Source organism: Mycolicibacter virginiensis (assembly GCF_022374935.2).
GTDB lineage: Bacteria > Actinomycetota > Actinomycetes > Mycobacteriales > Mycobacteriaceae > Mycobacterium > Mycobacterium virginiense.
The window spans coordinates 863,919-878,997 of the sequence record NZ_CP092430.2 but is presented as its reverse complement, the minus strand read 5'-3'; the positions used below and the strand labels follow the sequence as shown (position 1 = coordinate 878,997).

16 protein-coding genes and 1 riboswitch are annotated in these 15,079 nt (G+C 68.5%); of the genes, 6 read left to right on the top strand and 10 right to left on the bottom strand.

Translation table 11 applies throughout. The annotated features are described in order from the left end of the window. Positions 1-70 precede the first annotated feature (70 nt). The 3 genes from MJO54_RS04345 to MJO54_RS04335 form a co-directional block, all read right to left on the bottom strand. Complete coding sequence (locus MJO54_RS04345; RefSeq protein WP_046286809.1) at positions 71-721, bottom strand: sterol desaturase family protein; 651 nt, start codon at positions 719-721, stop codon at positions 71-73. Further along, entirely contained in the window at positions 718-1,440 is a 723-nt protein-coding gene (locus MJO54_RS04340) for a FadR/GntR family transcriptional regulator (protein WP_046286808.1), read from the bottom strand. Before MJO54_RS04340 ends, MJO54_RS04345 begins: the two co-directional genes overlap by 4 nt. A 129-nt stretch (positions 1,441-1,569) precedes the next feature. Beyond that, entirely contained in the window at positions 1,570-1,983 is a 414-nt protein-coding gene (locus MJO54_RS04335; RefSeq protein ID WP_024443970.1) for a cold-shock protein, read from the bottom strand. A 340-nt stretch (positions 1,984-2,323) separates the two neighbouring features. On the opposite strand from MJO54_RS04335, the gene moaA reads away from it, so the two are divergent. The 3 genes from moaA (at position 2,324) to MJO54_RS04320 (ending at position 5,049) form a co-directional block, all read left to right on the top strand. After that, a complete protein-coding gene (moaA, locus tag MJO54_RS04330; RefSeq protein ID WP_234821622.1) occupies positions 2,324-3,337 on the top strand; it encodes a GTP 3',8-cyclase MoaA in 1,014 nt (337 codons plus the stop codon). Between the two features lie 3 nt (positions 3,338-3,340). Beyond that, entirely contained in the window at positions 3,341-3,622 is a 282-nt protein-coding gene (locus MJO54_RS04325; protein WP_105295746.1) for a MoaD/ThiS family protein, read from the top strand. 302 nt (positions 3,623-3,924) lie between these two features. Beyond that, positions 3,925-4,101: riboswitch (cyclic di-AMP (ydaO/yuaA leader) on the top strand. Positions 4,102-4,110: 9 nt separating this feature from the next. Further along, positions 4,111-5,049, top strand: coding sequence for a transglycosylase family protein (locus MJO54_RS04320; protein WP_105295745.1), 939 nt, complete (start codon positions 4,111-4,113; stop codon positions 5,047-5,049). Positions 5,050-5,112: 63 nt separating this feature from the next. Here MJO54_RS04320 and MJO54_RS04315 read toward each other — a convergent pair whose 3' ends face one another. The 4 genes from MJO54_RS04315 to MJO54_RS04300 are packed head-to-tail and all read right to left on the bottom strand — an operon-like array spanning position 5,113 to position 6,695. Beyond that, positions 5,113-5,532 carry a molybdenum cofactor biosynthesis protein MoaE gene (locus tag MJO54_RS04315; RefSeq protein WP_046282656.1) on the bottom strand — a complete coding sequence of 140 codons (420 nt, stop codon included), beginning with the start codon at positions 5,530-5,532 and terminating at the stop codon, positions 5,113-5,115. Positions 5,533-5,546: 14 nt separating this feature from the next. Further along, complete coding sequence (locus tag MJO54_RS04310) at positions 5,547-6,026, bottom strand: MogA/MoaB family molybdenum cofactor biosynthesis protein (protein WP_105295744.1); 480 nt, start codon at positions 6,024-6,026, stop codon at positions 5,547-5,549. Continuing rightward, positions 6,023-6,496: a cyclic pyranopterin monophosphate synthase MoaC gene (gene moaC, locus MJO54_RS04305; RefSeq protein WP_064887856.1), complete on the bottom strand. Its 474-nt coding sequence runs from the start codon at positions 6,494-6,496 to the stop codon at positions 6,023-6,025. Before moaC ends, MJO54_RS04310 begins: the two co-directional genes overlap by 4 nt. A gap of 10 nt (positions 6,497-6,506) precedes the next feature. After that, positions 6,507-6,695, bottom strand: a complete 189-nt coding sequence (locus MJO54_RS04300; protein ID WP_046282658.1) for a hypothetical protein — start codon at positions 6,693-6,695, stop codon at positions 6,507-6,509. Positions 6,696-6,757: 62 nt separating this feature from the next. Between MJO54_RS04300 and MJO54_RS04295 the strand changes: the two genes are divergently transcribed. From MJO54_RS04295 to MJO54_RS04285, 3 genes are all read left to right on the top strand, one after another. Beyond that, a complete protein-coding gene (locus MJO54_RS04295) occupies positions 6,758-9,085 on the top strand; it encodes a helicase-associated domain-containing protein (protein ID WP_240175714.1) in 2,328 nt (775 codons plus the stop codon). Between the two features lie 83 nt (positions 9,086-9,168). Then, positions 9,169-10,824: a DNA repair helicase XPB gene (locus MJO54_RS04290; RefSeq protein WP_240175713.1), complete on the top strand. Its 1,656-nt coding sequence runs from the start codon at positions 9,169-9,171 to the stop codon at positions 10,822-10,824. Between the two features lie 34 nt (positions 10,825-10,858). After that, on the top strand, positions 10,859-11,284 hold the full coding sequence (locus MJO54_RS04285) for a pyridoxamine 5'-phosphate oxidase family protein (protein WP_240175712.1): 426 nt from the start codon (positions 10,859-10,861) through the stop codon (positions 11,282-11,284). Between the two features lie 16 nt (positions 11,285-11,300). On the opposite strand, the gene MJO54_RS04280 is transcribed toward MJO54_RS04285, so the two are convergent. The 3 genes from MJO54_RS04280 to MJO54_RS04270 are packed head-to-tail and all read right to left on the bottom strand — an operon-like array spanning position 11,301 to position 14,957. Next, on the bottom strand, positions 11,301-11,585 hold the full coding sequence (locus MJO54_RS04280) for a hypothetical protein (protein WP_240175711.1): 285 nt from the start codon (positions 11,583-11,585) through the stop codon (positions 11,301-11,303). Positions 11,586-11,597: 12 nt separating this feature from the next. Next, complete coding sequence (locus MJO54_RS04275; RefSeq protein WP_240175710.1) at positions 11,598-13,730, bottom strand: 3-hydroxyacyl-CoA dehydrogenase NAD-binding domain-containing protein; 2,133 nt, start codon at positions 13,728-13,730, stop codon at positions 11,598-11,600. A 15-nt stretch (positions 13,731-13,745) separates the two neighbouring features. Beyond that, positions 13,746-14,957: an acetyl-CoA C-acetyltransferase gene (locus MJO54_RS04270; protein ID WP_024443957.1), complete on the bottom strand. Its 1,212-nt coding sequence runs from the start codon at positions 14,955-14,957 to the stop codon at positions 13,746-13,748. Positions 14,958-15,079: the final 122 nt, after the last annotated feature.

The window sequence follows — 15,079 nt, the reverse complement described above, 5'->3', positions numbered from 1 at the left end:
TCGCAGGATTAACCAGTTGGTGTCAAACCAAACGCCGGTAGCGGGCCGCAGCCACCGGCGGCGCGGCTGGTCATCCGGTTATCGACGCTGCGTGCAGGTCTCGCACCGTCGGCGACGATTCCACCGCGCGCGGATCCGGATAGGTGCCCAACAGCCGATCGGCGGTGCCGGAGCTGGTCACGGTGAACCAGTAGTTCTCGTTCTTGAAGTGGTGGTACCGGTGGTTGCGCCACACTGCGCGGTAGATCGCATGGCGGGGCTTGTAGTCGGTGTGGACGAGGTAGTGAATCCATTCGTAGAACACCAGGAACGTCGCGACGGTGAGAACGAACGTCAGCCCTTTCCCGGTGTTGCTGAAAGCGAGCACAACCAGGGGCGTCAGGGCGATGATCACCATCAAGCTGGGCCACGGAATGAAGATCAGCGGGATGTCACGCGGGTCGCGATGATGCAGCCGATGGTCACGGGCCAGCCGCGAGTCGATCGTGATCCCCGCCAGAGTGCGCGGACGCCAATGCAGGATTCCGATGTGGATCAACCACTCCCCGACGGGCGAAAAAGCCACCAGCGCAACGGCAATGACCGCATCGCCCACCGACCAGCCGCCCACTGTCAGGCGCACTACCCACAGTGCGCCCGCCCACGTGAGGAGCATCCACGGGCTGGGGTGCCGGACGAACTCGGCGAAGGCCTCACCCAGCGTCAACTGCTTGCGGGTCATGGCCGACCCTCCAACTGGTTGGCGAGCGCGCCGAATGCGGCGCTGCCCAGCTCCAGCATCGCCGCAGCGGCCAGCCGCGCAGCGTCGGCGTCCCCGGCGGCGATGGCATCGGCAAGCGCGCGGTAGTGCTCGATGTCGTTGACCTCGGCTGCCATCACGTTGACCAGCGCGTCGAGTGCGGGCACGTACGCCTGATTCAGCGTGTTGAACAGCAGCCGAAAAGCGATGGACTCGGCACTGTCGACGATGACTTCCCAGAACCCCAGAGCACGCCACATCCGTTGCACGGGTTCTGATTCGGCTTCCAGCTCGTCCACCATGGCACGCAGCCGGGTGCGAGCGTCGTCGGTGGCGCGGGCTGCCGCCAGGGCGGCCACCTGCGGACCGATGATGGCGCGGGCCTCGACCAGGCTGGCCAGGGTGGCACGGTCGACGTCGCCGCCGTGCACGAGCAACAACGGCAACACATCGAACCCGGCTTCGGCGCGGAAGTCGCGCACCACCGTGGACCCGCCCTGGCGGACCTGGATGAGGCGCGCCCGGTCGAGACGGCCCAGCGCCTCCCGGACCGCGGCACGCGATACGCCGAGCGCCTCGGACAGGGTTCGCTCACTCGGCAGGGTGTCGCCGGGAGTCCGGTCACCGGAGAGCACCTGGCCGGCGAGCTGGCCGAAGATCTCGTCGGGGATCGACTGCCGGGTGATCGGCTTGAGGGTCATACCGCGCAGACTAGCACCAAATTGGACAGAGGTCTGGTGGTCAGACCAGTTGATTCGACAGCGCGATGTCGCTGCTGCGTTTTCAGTAGTCAGTCAGCGACGATCGGCACCGCCAGTACGGGCCTGGGCTCAGGCGTCGAGCTCGCGCGCCACGGCCTTGACCACCTCGGAGATCTGCCGAGCGGTCTTGCGGTCGGGGTACTTGCCCTTGCGCAGCTCCGGCTGCACGGTGCCTTCCAGCAGGGTGATCATGTCCTCGACCATGCCGTGCAGCTCGTCGGGGGTGTGCCGGTGTTCGACAGCCGGCGCCGCCTCGCGTCGGGTCCGCGACAGGCTCGGCGGGGGGTCGATCAGCTTCACCGTCAGCGCCTGCGGCCCGCGACGGCCGGCGGCGACGCCGAACTCGACCCGCTGGCCTGCCTTGAGACCTTCTACGCCGTCCGGCAGGGCCGAGGAGCGGACGTAGACGTCCTCACCTTCTTCCTGGGACAGGAAGCCGAAGCCCTTCGCGGCGTCGTACCACTTCACCTTGCCGGTCGGCACTGGTCTCACCTGCTTGTCTTGCTTGATCACGTACGTGGGGACATAAAGGAAGCGTCCCGCCTGCGCAGGACGCGTCAGCAGCCGATCTTACTAGGACAGAGACCCGCAAAACACCCAGGTTTCCTCGGTAGGCTGGTGCAGCCGCTGGAGGAGACCAGGACCGGACACCGAAGTCGATGCGGTCGCTCCCCGGCCGACCGAATCGGATACGGATATGACGTTGAGGCAAGCGGGTCTGCGCACTCCGCCACCGCATGCGGATGCCGCCGACGCGGACCAACAGGAGGCGGCGCGGAAGGCCGCCTTCCACCAAGCCGTGGAGCGTGCCGTCGCCGCGCAGATGCCGACCACCGGGCCGCTCGTGGACACCTTCGGGCGGGTACACACCGATCTGCGGATCTCTCTGACCGACCGCTGCAACCTACGCTGCACCTATTGCATGCCGGCCGAGGGACTGGACTGGATTCCCAGCCGGCACCTGCTGAGCGCCGACGAGCTGATTCGGCTGATGCGCATCGGAGTCGACCGACTTGGCATCACCGACATTCGGTTCACCGGTGGCGAGCCGCTGCTGGCCCGCCATCTCGAAGGTGTGGTGGCTGGCGCCGCGGCACTGCGCCCGCGGCCCGAGATCGCGTTGACCACCAACGGCCTGGGCCTGGCACGCCGAGCCGGCGCCCTGGTAGCGGCCGGGCTGGACCGCATCAACGTGTCGCTGGACACCGTCGACCGCGTCCACTTCGCCGAGCTCACCCGGCGCGACCGCCTGCCCGACGTCCTCGCCGGCCTGGACGCGGCCGCGCAGGCCGGCATGCGGCCGATCAAGGTCAATGCCGTGCTCGATCCCAAGATCACCGGCGACGACATCATCAACCTGCTGCGCTACTGCCTACTGCACGGCTACCACCTGCGGGTGATCGAAATGATGCCGCTGGACGCCGACCACAACTGGAACCGTGACGCCGGGCTCAGCGTTGAGGAACTGCTGGAGGCGGTGCAGGCCCGGTTCACCCTGCGGCCCGATCCGAAACCGCGCGGCTCGGCGCCGGCCGAAGTCTGGCTGGTCGACGAGGGCCCCGAGACACCGGCGGGCACGTTCGGAATCATCGCTTCGGTATCGCGGCCGTTCTGTGGAGACTGCGACCGTACGCGACTGACCGCCGACGGCCAGATTCGCAACTGCCTATTCGCCGCCGAGGAGTACGACCTGCGCGCCCTACTGCGAGACGGTTCCGATGACGCCGCCATCGAGCAGGCGTGGCGGGCCGCGATGTGGACCAAGAAGGCCGGCCATGGCATCAACGATCCGGATTTCATCCAGCCGGATCGCCCGATGAGCGCGATCGGCGGTTGATCGATGACCCATCAGACCGACGTCACCGACACCGGCGTCGCGGTGACGGTCCGCTATTTCGCCGCGGCCCGTGCCGCGGCCGGAGCCGAATCGGAGACCGTCAGCGTGCCCGCCGGGGGCGGAGTGGCCGCCTTGGCACAGACCCTCGCCGCCCGTAATGAACGGCTGGCGGCAGTGCTGAGTCGGTGCTCTTATCTACGCGACGGGGTCGCCGTGCGCGACCACGAGGCCGCTTTGCAGCCCGGCGAAACAGTCGACGTACTGCCGCCGTTTGCCGGTGGTTAGCCGGCTCGACGAAGGAGAGCCGAAGCTGGACCGCCGAATCAGACCCGGTGGCTAAGCATGATCTACGTCACATAACGAATTGATTACGAGCCGACAACAGCTTGATGGAGTTGGCTTTGACCTGCACAAACGCGGGCCGTTCCTGGTGGTTTGAGAAGAACCGACGAGGAAAACACCCGGGAGCGTCCTGGGTGACTCAGCGGGTAAGAGCGGTTACGGTACATCTCCGGGTGTATCGAAAATCTTCCGATCGATCCACCTTTCTTCACCCGTAGCGCCGAGCTCCATCCAACGGGCGAAGAAAACCACAAATACCTGATGGATGGAGGCGGGGGACCCACCGGGTCCGCCGTGAGCGGCCCTGAGGCCTTAACCGGCCTCTCGGGGTGAAGCCGACGACGCACCGAGTGCATCAAGGCCGGGCAGTCCCCCCTGTCCGAACCCGACGCTGACCTCGCAGGCGTAGACAGAGAGGAATTCACCACCGTATGAGTGGACGGCATCGCAAGCCCACCCAATCGAACGTCAACATCGCGAAAATCGCTTTCACCGGAGCTGTGATCGGTGGCGGTAGCCTGGCCCTCGCCGGGACCGCAGCCGCGGCTACCGATGACGAATGGGACCACGTAGCCCGGTGCGAATCCGGCAACAACTGGGGTATCAACACCGGCAACGGCTACCAGGGCGGGCTGCAGTTCTCGCCGAGCACCTGGAGCGCGCACGGTGGTGGCAAGTACGCCCCGTCGGCACACCTGGCCAGCCGCGAGCAGCAGATCGCTATCGCCGAGCACGTGCTGGCAACTCAAGGCCGTGGCGCCTGGCCGGTTTGCGGCCGCGGGCTGTCCGGCGCATCGCAGCGCGAGGTTCCGGCAACGCCGCCGGCCGACGCCCCGATCGACAACCCGGATGTCAACGGCGAGACCGTCGCCATGGACAACCCGATCGCTCCCCCGCCCGCTCCCGAGCCCGCACCGTGGTGGGCTCCGGCCCCCGAGGCTCCGGCTCCCGCCGAAGGCGCCGCACCGGCGGCTCCCGCCGGCTGGTTCCCGGAGGCTCCGGCCCCCGAGGCCCCGGCCCCCGAAGCTCCGGCCCCCGAGGCCCCGGCCCCGATCGCCGAAGACCTGCCGCCGGCTCCTGAGGCTCCCGCTCCGGAGGCTCCGGCCCCCGAGGCTCCGGCCCCGATCGCCGAGGATGTCCCGCCGCCGGCCCCCGAGGCTCCCGCTCCTTGGTGGAACCCGGAGGCTCCGGCACCCGAGGCCCCGGCGCCCGGCGACGAGGTGGCTCCGGCTCCGGCTCAGGACGGCAACCGTCAGGAAGCGGTCTCGGTCGGCTTCCACCAGCAGCTGTGGCAGGCCGTTCGGTCGGAGAACATCAGCGGCAACGACGCGCTGGACGCGTTCGCGCTGCAGCCCAGCCGGGTTATGTAGTAACAAACTCCTACAAAAGCGGGGGCCGGATAACCGGCCCCCGTTTTTGTGTTCACGCGACCATCAGGCCGAGCCGACCCACTCCTCGGTGTCGTCGGCGAAGAACTGGTGCTTCCATACCGGCAGCCGCGCCTTGATGGTGTCGACAAGCAGCGCGCAGGCCTCGAACGCCTCTCGGCGGTGATCGGCCGCCACGGCGGCCACCAGGGCGGCGTCACCGATGTGCAGCGCCCCGATCCGGTGGCTGGCGGCCAGCGCGCGGACCCCGACGGCCTGCTCGGCAACCTCGGCCAGCACTTCGGCCATCACCTGCTCTGCCGACGGGTGCGCGGAGTACTCCAGTCGGGTCACCTGGCGGCCGTGGTCGTGGTCGCGGATCATGCCGACGAATCCCACGATCGCTCCCGCGGCCCGGTGGCCCACCAGTTCCTCGTGCTCGGACAGCACGATGGGCTGCTCGGTGATCGCGGCCCGCAGGATCAGCGCGCCGGAGGCGGTCACCGGTGGTCTCCGCCGGCGAGCTGGTCCAAGGCGTGATCCAGGACGTCGGCGAGCACGCCAAGCCCGTCGCGGACCCCACCTGAGGACCCGGGCAGGTTGACCACCAGGCTGCGGCCGGCCACCCCGCACACACCACGAGACAGCACCGAGGTCGGCACCTTCGGCAGCCCGGACCGGCGGATGGCATCGGCGAGGCCGGGGATCTGGTAGTCGAGCACCGTCAGCGTCTGCGCCGGGGTGTCGTCGGTCGGCGAAATACCGGTTCCCCCGGACGTGATGATCACGTCCACCCCGTCGGCCACCGCGGCGCGTAAGGCGGCGCCGACCGGCTCGCCGTCCGGCACGACCTCCGGCTGCACCTCGGCGAAGCCACGCTGGGTCAGCCAGTCAGCGATGATCGGCCCGGTGCGGTCGGTGTACTCCCCGGCCGACGCGCGGGTGGACGCGATGATGACTCGGGCGGTCCGGGCGCTCACGAACGCTCCCAGGCCCCGGTACGGCCGCCGTCCTTGCTCAGCACCCGAATGCTGTCGATGACGGCGGCGCGGTCGACGGCCTTGATCATGTCGTAGAGGGTCAGAGCCGCCACGCTGACCGCGGTCAGCGCTTCCATCTCGACCCCGGTGCGGTCGGTGGTGCGTACGGAGGCGGTGATGTCGATCTGGGATTCGCCGATGGTGAAGTCCACGTCGACTCCGGTCAGGGCCAGTTGGTGGCAGAGCGGGACCAGATCGCTGGTGCGTTTGGCGGCCATGATGCCGGCCACCCGGGCGGTGGCCAACGCGTCGCCCTTGGGCAGTCCGCCGGCCGAGATCAGCTGGATCACTTCAGCGGTGGTGCGCAGCACGCCGCCGGCGACCGCAACACGCTTGGTGGTCGCCTTGGCGCTGACGTCGACCATGTGGGCCGCGCCCCGGTCATCGAGGTGTGAAAGCGGCCCGGTCATGGCGTCACCGCTACCGGTTGACGACGGTGACCGGATGCAGGTAGGGCAGCTCGTCGGACGGCAGCGGGAACACGAGGTCCCCGAACGGCGACAGTGCGCCAGTCCGATCGGTGCGCAGCTCGCTGACGGCGGGTTCGCCGTCGGTCTTCGGCCAACCGTTGTCGACGTACCGGTTCTTGTTGTCCTGGTTTCCAGCCACGGCACCATTCTGACAGGTCGCGATCGACGACGTTCACCGGTTGGGCCTTACGCTGGTCGTCGATGACCGAACGCGCCCGGGGTGTCCCACTGGGGTCGTGGCTGGCCGACCTGCCCGACGAGGATCTGATCCGGCTTCTGAAGCTACGGCCCGACCTCGCCCAACCCCCGCCAGGCAGTATCGCTGCGTTGGCCGCGCGAGCCCAGGCCCGCCAGTCGGTCCGCGCCGCCACCGACGAGCTGGACTTCCTGCGGCTCGCCGTCCTTGATGCGCTGCTGGAACTGCATGCCGACGGCACCGGCGTGCCGGTCGCCGATCTGCTGGCCCTGCTCGGCGAGCGCGCCCCCGCCGACGCGGTGACCGAAGCGCTGACCGGCCTGATCGAGCGGGCGTTGTGTTGGGGTGCGTCCGAACCGAACGGGGTGGTGCGCGTCGTCGCCGAGGCCGGCGCTGGTTTGCCCTGGCATCCGGGTCAGGTGACGCGAGAAGAACCGGTAGACGGTGATGCCGACATCGCCGCACTCCACGATGCCATCGCCGATCTGGACGCTTCGCAGCGTGACCTGCTGGACAAGCTGCTGACCGGCTCCCCGATCGGGCGCACCCGCGACGCCGCGCCCGACGCACCCGTGGAGCGTCCGGTGCCCCGGCTGCTGGCGGCCGGACTGCTGCGTCGCGTCGACGACGAGACGGTGATCCTGCCGCGCCTCGTCGGTCAGGTGCTGCGGGGCGAGCAGCCCGGCCCGATCACCTTGCATGAGCCCGACCCGGTGGTGTCGCAGACCACGGCGGCCGATGTCGATGCGGCCGCGGCCGGCGCGGTGATCGACGTGTTGCGCGAACTCGACGTGATCCTGGCCAATCTGGGCGAAACACCGGTGCCCGAGCTGCGTAGCGGCGGGCTGGGTGTGCGCGAGGTCAAGCGACTGGCCAAGGCCACCGGGGTCGACGAGATCCGGCTGGGTCTGCTGCTGGAGGTCGCGGCGACCGCGCGGCTGATCGCAGCCGATTTCCCCGACCCGGTGAGCGTTGATCAACGAGACTGGCCCGACGCCGACGGCCCGTACTGGGCGCCGACGGTGCTCGCCGACCGGTTCGCCGAGCAGTCCACCGCGGAGCGCTGGCATCTGCTGGCCGCCACCTGGCTGGATCTGGCGGCCCGGCCGGGTCTGATCGGTAGCCGCGGCGCCGACGGCAAACCCCGGGCGGCGCTGTCGACCCCGTTGTTCTCCACCGCCGCCCCGCTGGATCGCCGGCTGCTGCTGGGCATGCTCGCCGAGCTGCCCGTGGGCGCCGGGGTCGACACGGTGACCGCGTCGCAGGCGCTGATCTGGCGTCGGCCGCGCTGGGCCAACCGGCTCCAGCCCGGTCCGGTGGGCGAGCTGCTCGACGAGGCGCACGCCCTGGGTGTGCTGGGCCGCGGCGCGCTCAGCTCCCCCGGCCGGATCCTGCTGGCGGCCGGCGCCGACGGCGCTGCCTCCGACGCCGATGATGCCGCCGCGGTTGCCGCGATGGCCAAGGCGTTGCCCGAGCCGATCGACCACTTCTTGGTGCAGGCCGACCTGACCGTGGTGGTGCCGGGGCCGCTGAAACGTGAACTCGCCGAGGAGTTGGCCGTCGTCGCCACCGTGGAATCGGCCGGTGCCGCAATGGTCTACCGGGTCTCCGAACAGACCATCCGGTCCGCCTTGGACGTGGGCCGTACCGGTGCCGGGCTGCGGGCGTTCTTCGAGAAGCACTCCAAGACCCCGGTGCCGCAAGGGCTCAGCTATTTGATCGACGACGTCGCGCGCCGGCACGGCCAGCTGCGGATCGGGTTGGCTGCCTCCTTCGTGCGCTGCGAGGACCCCGCGCTGCTGGCCCAGGCGGTCGCCGTTCCGGCCGCCGAGGCGCTGTGCCTGCGGCTGCTGGCCCCGACGGTGGCGGTGGCGCAGGCTCCGCTTGCCGATGTGCTGGCGGCGCTGCGCGATGCCGGTTTCGCCCCGGCCGCCGAGGATGCCACCGGAACGATCGTCGATATCCGGCCGCGCGGGATGCGGGTGCACACCCCGGCGGAGCGTCGCGGGCACCGGCAGCACGCCGGTCCTGGTGACGACAGCCTGACTGCGCTGGTCCGGGTGCTGCGCACGGTGACGTCGGCGCCGTTCGACAACATCCGGCTGGACCCGGTGACCGCGATGATCATGCTCAAGCGCGCGGCGCTGGAGCGGGCCACGGTGATGATCGGTTACGTCGACGCCGCCGGGGTGGCCACCCAGCGTGAAGTGGCGCCCACCCAGGTGCTGGGTGGGCGGCTGGTGGCGTTCGATTCGACGTCGGGGCAGATGAAGGATTTCGCGATCCACCGCATCACGTCGGTGTCGTCGGCAGGCGAAGATTCGGCGCCGTAAGCACCGTGTCGGTCGACTCCGGATAATGGGCCCATGCGCGCTGCCGACGATGCAGAGCGCCAGCGATGAGGAGGAGCAGCGCCGTGAGCGGAGTCGACGGGCCGTTGATCGTCCAATCCGATAAGACCGTGCTGCTCGAGGTCGATCACGAACAGGCCGGTTCGGCGCGCGCCGCCATCGCGCCGTTCGCCGAGCTCGAGCGCGCCCCGGAGCACATCCACACCTACCGCATCACGCCGCTGGCGTTGTGGAACGCCCGCGCCGCGGGCCACGACGCCGAGCAGGTGGTCGACGCCTTGGTCAGCCATTCGCGTTACGCGGTGCCGCAGCCGCTGCTGGTCGACATCGTCGACACCATGGCGCGTTACGGGCGCCTGCAGCTGGTGAAGAGCCCGGTGCACGGCCTGACCCTGGTCAGCCTGGATCGCGCGGTGCTCGAGGAGGTGCTGCGCAACAAGAAGATCGCGCCGATGCTCGGTGCCCGCCTCGACGACGACACCGTCGTGGTTCACCCCAGTGAGCGCGGCCGGGTCAAGCAGATGCTGCTCAAGATCGGTTGGCCCGCGGAAGATCTTGCGGGCTACGTCGACGGCGAGGCCCATCCGATCGACCTGGCCCAGGACGGCTGGCAGCTGCGCGACTATCAGGAGATGGCCGCGGACTCGTTCTGGTCGGGTGGTTCGGGGGTGGTGGTGTTGCCCTGCGGTGCCGGCAAGACATTGGTCGGTGCCGCGGCGATGGCCAAGGCGAAGGCCACCACGCTGATCCTGGTCACCAACACCGTGGCGGGCCGACAGTGGAAGCGCGAACTGGTGGCGCGCACGTCGCTGACCGAGGAGGAAATCGGCGAGTATTCCGGGGAGCGCAAGGAGATCCGGCCGGTCACCATCGCCACCTATCAGGTGATCACCCGGCGCACCAAGGGTGAGTATCGTCACCTGGAGTTGTTCGACAGCCGCGACTGGGGGCTGATCATCTACGACGAGGTGCATCTGCTGCCCGCGCCGGTGTTCCGGATGACCGCCGATCTGCAGTCCCGCCGCCGCCTCGGATTGACCGCGACGCTGATCCGGGAGGACGGCCGCGAAGGTGACGTGTTCTCGCTGATCGGCCCGAAACGCTACGACGCGCCGTGGAAGGACATCGAGGCGCAAGGCTGGATCGCCCCGGCCGAATGCATCGAGGTGCGGGTCACCATGACCGAGAGCGAGCGGATGACCTACGCCATCGCCGAACCCGAGGAACGCTACAAACTGTGCTCGACGGTGCACTCCAAGATCGCGGTGGTGCGCTCGATCCTCAAGCAGCATCCCGGCGAGCAGACCCTGGTGATCGGCGCCTATCTGGACCAGCTCGAAGAACTGGGCGAGCAGTTGGACGCCCCGGTGATCCAGGGCTCGACGCGTACCGCCGAGCGCGAGAAGCTGTTCGATGCCTTCCGCCGGGGTGAGATCTCCACCCTGGTGGTGTCCAAGGTGGCCAACTTCTCCATCGACCTGCCGGAAGCATCGGTGGCCGTGCAGGTCTCGGGCACCTTCGGCTCGCGCCAGGAGGAGGCCCAGCGGCTGGGCCGGCTGTTGCGCCCCAAGGCCGACGGCGGCGGCGCCGTGTTCTATTCGGTGGTTGCCCGCGACAGCTTGGACGCCGAATACGCAGCGCACCGGCAGCGGTTCCTGGCCGAGCAGGGCTACGGCTACATCATCCGCGACGCCGATGACCTGCTCGGTCCGGCGATCTGAGGCAACCCACGCCGATCGCGGCTAGCCTCGCAACATGGGCCTGTCCAAGGACGAACGCGAGCAATTTCTGGCCGAGCCGCACATCGCCGCGCTGTCGGTGAACGCCGGTGCCGGGCGCGGCCCCCTGACGGTGCCGATCTGGTACCAGTACGCTCCCGGCGGCGAACCCTGGGTGTTGACCGGCGCCGGGTCGCGCAAGACGAAGCTCATCGAGGCCGCTGGAAGCTTCTCGCTGATGGTGGAACGCACCGAGCCGACGCTGCGCTACGTCGCCGTCGACGGCATCGTCAGCCGCATCGAGCCCGGCAGCGACGAGCTGCACGCCGAACTGGCCCACCGCTACCTGCCACCGGAACGGGCCGAGAAGTTCCTCGAATACGCGCTGGCCGAACTGGGCGAGCAGGTGGTCATCTATCTGCGTCCCCAGCACTGGATTTCAGCAGACCTGGGGGCGATCTAAGCCCCCAGCGTTCGGCTCAGCGCACGCAGACGTCGGCCGGCAGCAGCAGCATCACCGGCCACAGGGCCACCGAGGTCACCGTCGCCACCTCGTAGACGCTCGACGGTGGTATGCCGTATTGCCGCTCGGCCTGCGCTTGGAGCCGTTCGACGCCGTCGGGGTGCAAGAACAGCCACACCACGCCGGCGATCACATAGACCAGGCCAAGCCACAGCGCCGCCTCGATCAGCGCCCCGACGCTCACCTGGCGGTCGAGAAAACGCAGAATCCCCCGAAACCGCGGGGTTCCGGGGGATTCCACGTTGTCACCTGATTACAGCAGCGATGCCGGCGGGTTGAACCGGTCGCCGTAGGTGGCGGCCAGTTCCTTGGCTCGGGCCACGAAGGCGGCCTTGCCGCCGGGGTAGCCGGTGATGAACTGCGCGGTGCCACCGGTCCACGCCGGGAACCCGATGCCCATGATCGCGCCGATGTTGGCGTCGGCGGTCGAGGTCAGCACGCCCTCGTCAAAGCACTTCTGGGTTTCCAGCACCTCGGCGAAGAGCATCCGGTCGATCATGTCCTGCAGCGGCGGAGTGGAGCTGCCCGAGTTGAACGTCTCCCGCAGGCCCGACCACAGACCGGTGCGCTTGCCGTCGACATACTCGTAGAAGCCGGCACCCTTCAGGCGCGACGGACGACCGATTTCGATCATCTTGTCGACGACCTCTTCGTTCCGCTGCTTGGCCAGCGTGCCACCGGCCGCCTCGACACCCTCGCGGGTGGCGATGGCGATCTTCTGCATCAGCTCCAGGTTGAGCTCGTCGCAGAGCTGCAGCGGAGCCGCCGGGTAGCCGGCCTGCAGACCGGCCTGCTCGATGCTGGCCGGCTCCACGCCCTCGCCGAGCATCATCAGTGCCTCGTTGACGAAGGTGCCGATCACCCGCGAGGTGTAGAAGCCGCGGCTGTCGTTGACCACGATCGGGGTCTTCTTGATGGCCAGCACGTAGTCGAACACCCGGGCCAGCGCCTCGTCGGAGGTCTTCTCGCCCTTGATGATCTCCACCAGCGGCATCTTGTCAACCGGCGAGAAGAAGTGGATTCCGATGAAGTCCTCCTGGCGCTTCACGCCGGTGGCCAGACCGGTGATCGGCAGCGTGGAGGTGTTCGATCCCAGCAGTGCGTTGGGCTCGACGATGTCCTCGATCTCCTGGAAGACCTTGTGCTTGAGGTCCTGGCTCTCGAACACGGCCTCGATCACGAAGTCGACGCCGGCCAGGTCCTGCGGGTCGGCGGTCGGGGTGATCTTGTCCAGCAGCGCCTGCGACTTCTCAGCGGTGGTGCGACCTCGCTCGAGAGCCTTGGCTTCCAGCTTCTCCGAGTAGCCCTTGCCGCGCTGGGCCGCCTCGAGGGAGACGTCCTTGAGCACCACGTCGTAGCCCGCCTTGGCCGACACGTAGGCGATGCCGGCGCCCATCATCCCGGCACCGAGCACACCGATCTTGCGGATCGGGGTCTGCGCGATGCCCTCGGGCCGGCTGCCGCCGCCGTTGATGTGCTGCAGGTCGAAGAAGAACGCCTGGATCATGTTCTTGGCGACGTTGCCGGTGACCAGCGAGATGAAGTAGCGGGTCTCGATGCGGCTGGCGGTGTCGAAGTCCACCTGCGCGCCCTCGATCGCGGCCGCCAGGATGGCGCGCGGCGCGGGCATGTTGGCTCCCTTGACCTGCTTGCGCAGCAGGGCCGGGAACGACGGCAGGATGGCCGCCAGGGCCGGGGTGGCCGGGGTGCCGCCAGGCATCTTGTAGCCCTTGGCATCCCACGGCTGCACTCCGGCGTCGGGGTTGGCCTTAATCCACGCCTTGGCGGCGGGCACCAGCTCCTCAACGGTGGGCAGCACCTCGTCGACCAGGCCGATCTCCTTGGCCTTGGCCGGCTTGAAGCGGGTGCCTTGGGCCAGCACGTTCATGAAGGCGTTCTGGATGCCCAGCATGCGCACCGTGCGGGCGACACCGCCGCCGCCGGGCAGCAGGCCCAGGGTGACCTCGGGCAGGCCGAGCTGGCTGCCCTTGGCGTCGGCCGCGATCCGGTGGTGACACGCAAGCGCGATCTCCAGGCCACCGCCGAGGGCGGCGCCGTTGATGGCGGCCACGACCGGCTTGCCGAGGGTCTCCAGGGCGCGCAGGTCGGCCTTGATACCCTCGCACTGGTCGAAGACGGCCTGGGCGTCGGCCGGACCGACGTGGATCATCGCCTTGAGGTCACCGCCGGCGAAGAAGGTCTTCTTCGCGCTGGTGACGACTACACCGGTGACCGAATCCTTCTCCTCGATCAGGCGCTGCACCGCGTTGTGCATGGACTCGCGGTAATGGTCATTCATGACGTTGGCCGACCCGGTCGGGTCATCCAGGGTCAGCGTGACGATGCCGTCGGCGTCCTTGTCCCACTTGATGGTGTTCTCTGCCATTTTTTACAAACCCTCTCAGACGCGCTCGATGATGGTGGCCACGCCCATGCCGCCGCCGATGCACAGCGTGATCAGGGCACGCTTGGCACCGCGACGCTCAAGCTCGTCGACCATGGTTCCGGTGATCATGGCGCCGGTGGCGCCCAGCGGGTGACCCATCGCGATGGCGCCACCGTTGACGTTGAGCTTCTCGTTGGGGATGTTGAGGTCCTTCTGGAACTTCAGCACCACCGAGGCGAACGCCTCGTTGAGCTCGAACAGGTCGATGTCATCGACGGTCAGCCCGGCCCGGTCCAGTGCCTTGACGGTGGCCGGGGTGGGGCCGGTGAGCATGATGGTCGCGTCGGCACCGGTGGTGGCGGTGGCCACGATGCGGGCGCGCGGGGTCAGGCCCTGCGAAGCGCCGGCCTTCTCGCTACCGATCATCAGCAGGGCGGCACCGTCGACGATGCCGGAGCTGTTGCCGCCGGTGTGGACGTGGTTGATGCCCTCGACCCAGTGGTACTTCTGCAGCGCCACATCGTCGAAGCCGCCCATCGCGCCGATGCCGTCGAAGGCAGTGCGCAGCTTGCCCAGGCCTTCCAGGGTGGTGTCGGGGCGCATGTGCTCGTCGTGGTCCAGGATGAGCAGACCGTTCTGGTCACGCACCGGGATGACGGACTTGGCGAAGTAGCCGCCCGACCAGGCCGCGGCCGCACGCTGCTGGCTCTGCAACGCGTAGTTGTCCACGTCCTCGCGCGAGAAGCCCTCGATGGTGGCGATCAGGTCGGCACCGATGCCCTGCGGGGCGATGTAGTTGTCGTAGGTGAAGGGCACGTCGGAGAACATCGCGCCGCCGTCGGAGCCCATCGGCACCCGGCTCATCGACTCCACACCGCCGGCCAGCACCAGGTCGTCCCAGCCGGAGCGCACCTTCTGCGCGGCGACGTTGACGGCCTCGAGCCCGGAGGCGCAGAACCGGTTGAGCTGCACGCCGCCGACGGTGTCGGGCAGACCGGCCGCCAGCACCGCGGTGCGGGCGATGTCGCCGCCCTGGTCACCCACGGGCGAGACGCAGCCCAGAACGACGTCGCTGATCAGGCTCTCGTCCAGGTCGGGGTGGCGGGTGCGCAGTTCCTCGATGAGGCCGACGACCAGGCTGATCGGCTTGACCTCGTTCAGCGCGCCGCCGCGCTGCTTGCCGCGCGGGGTGCGAATGGCCTCGTAGATGAAGGCTTCTTCGGACATGGGCGATTCCTCTTCAGTATTTGGTATTCGATGCGGATCGACTGCGTCTTGGTCGGAGCGTAGTCCCCGAATTCCCAGCCTAACAGGGTGGCCTATCAACCGGATGGTTGGTCCATCTGGAG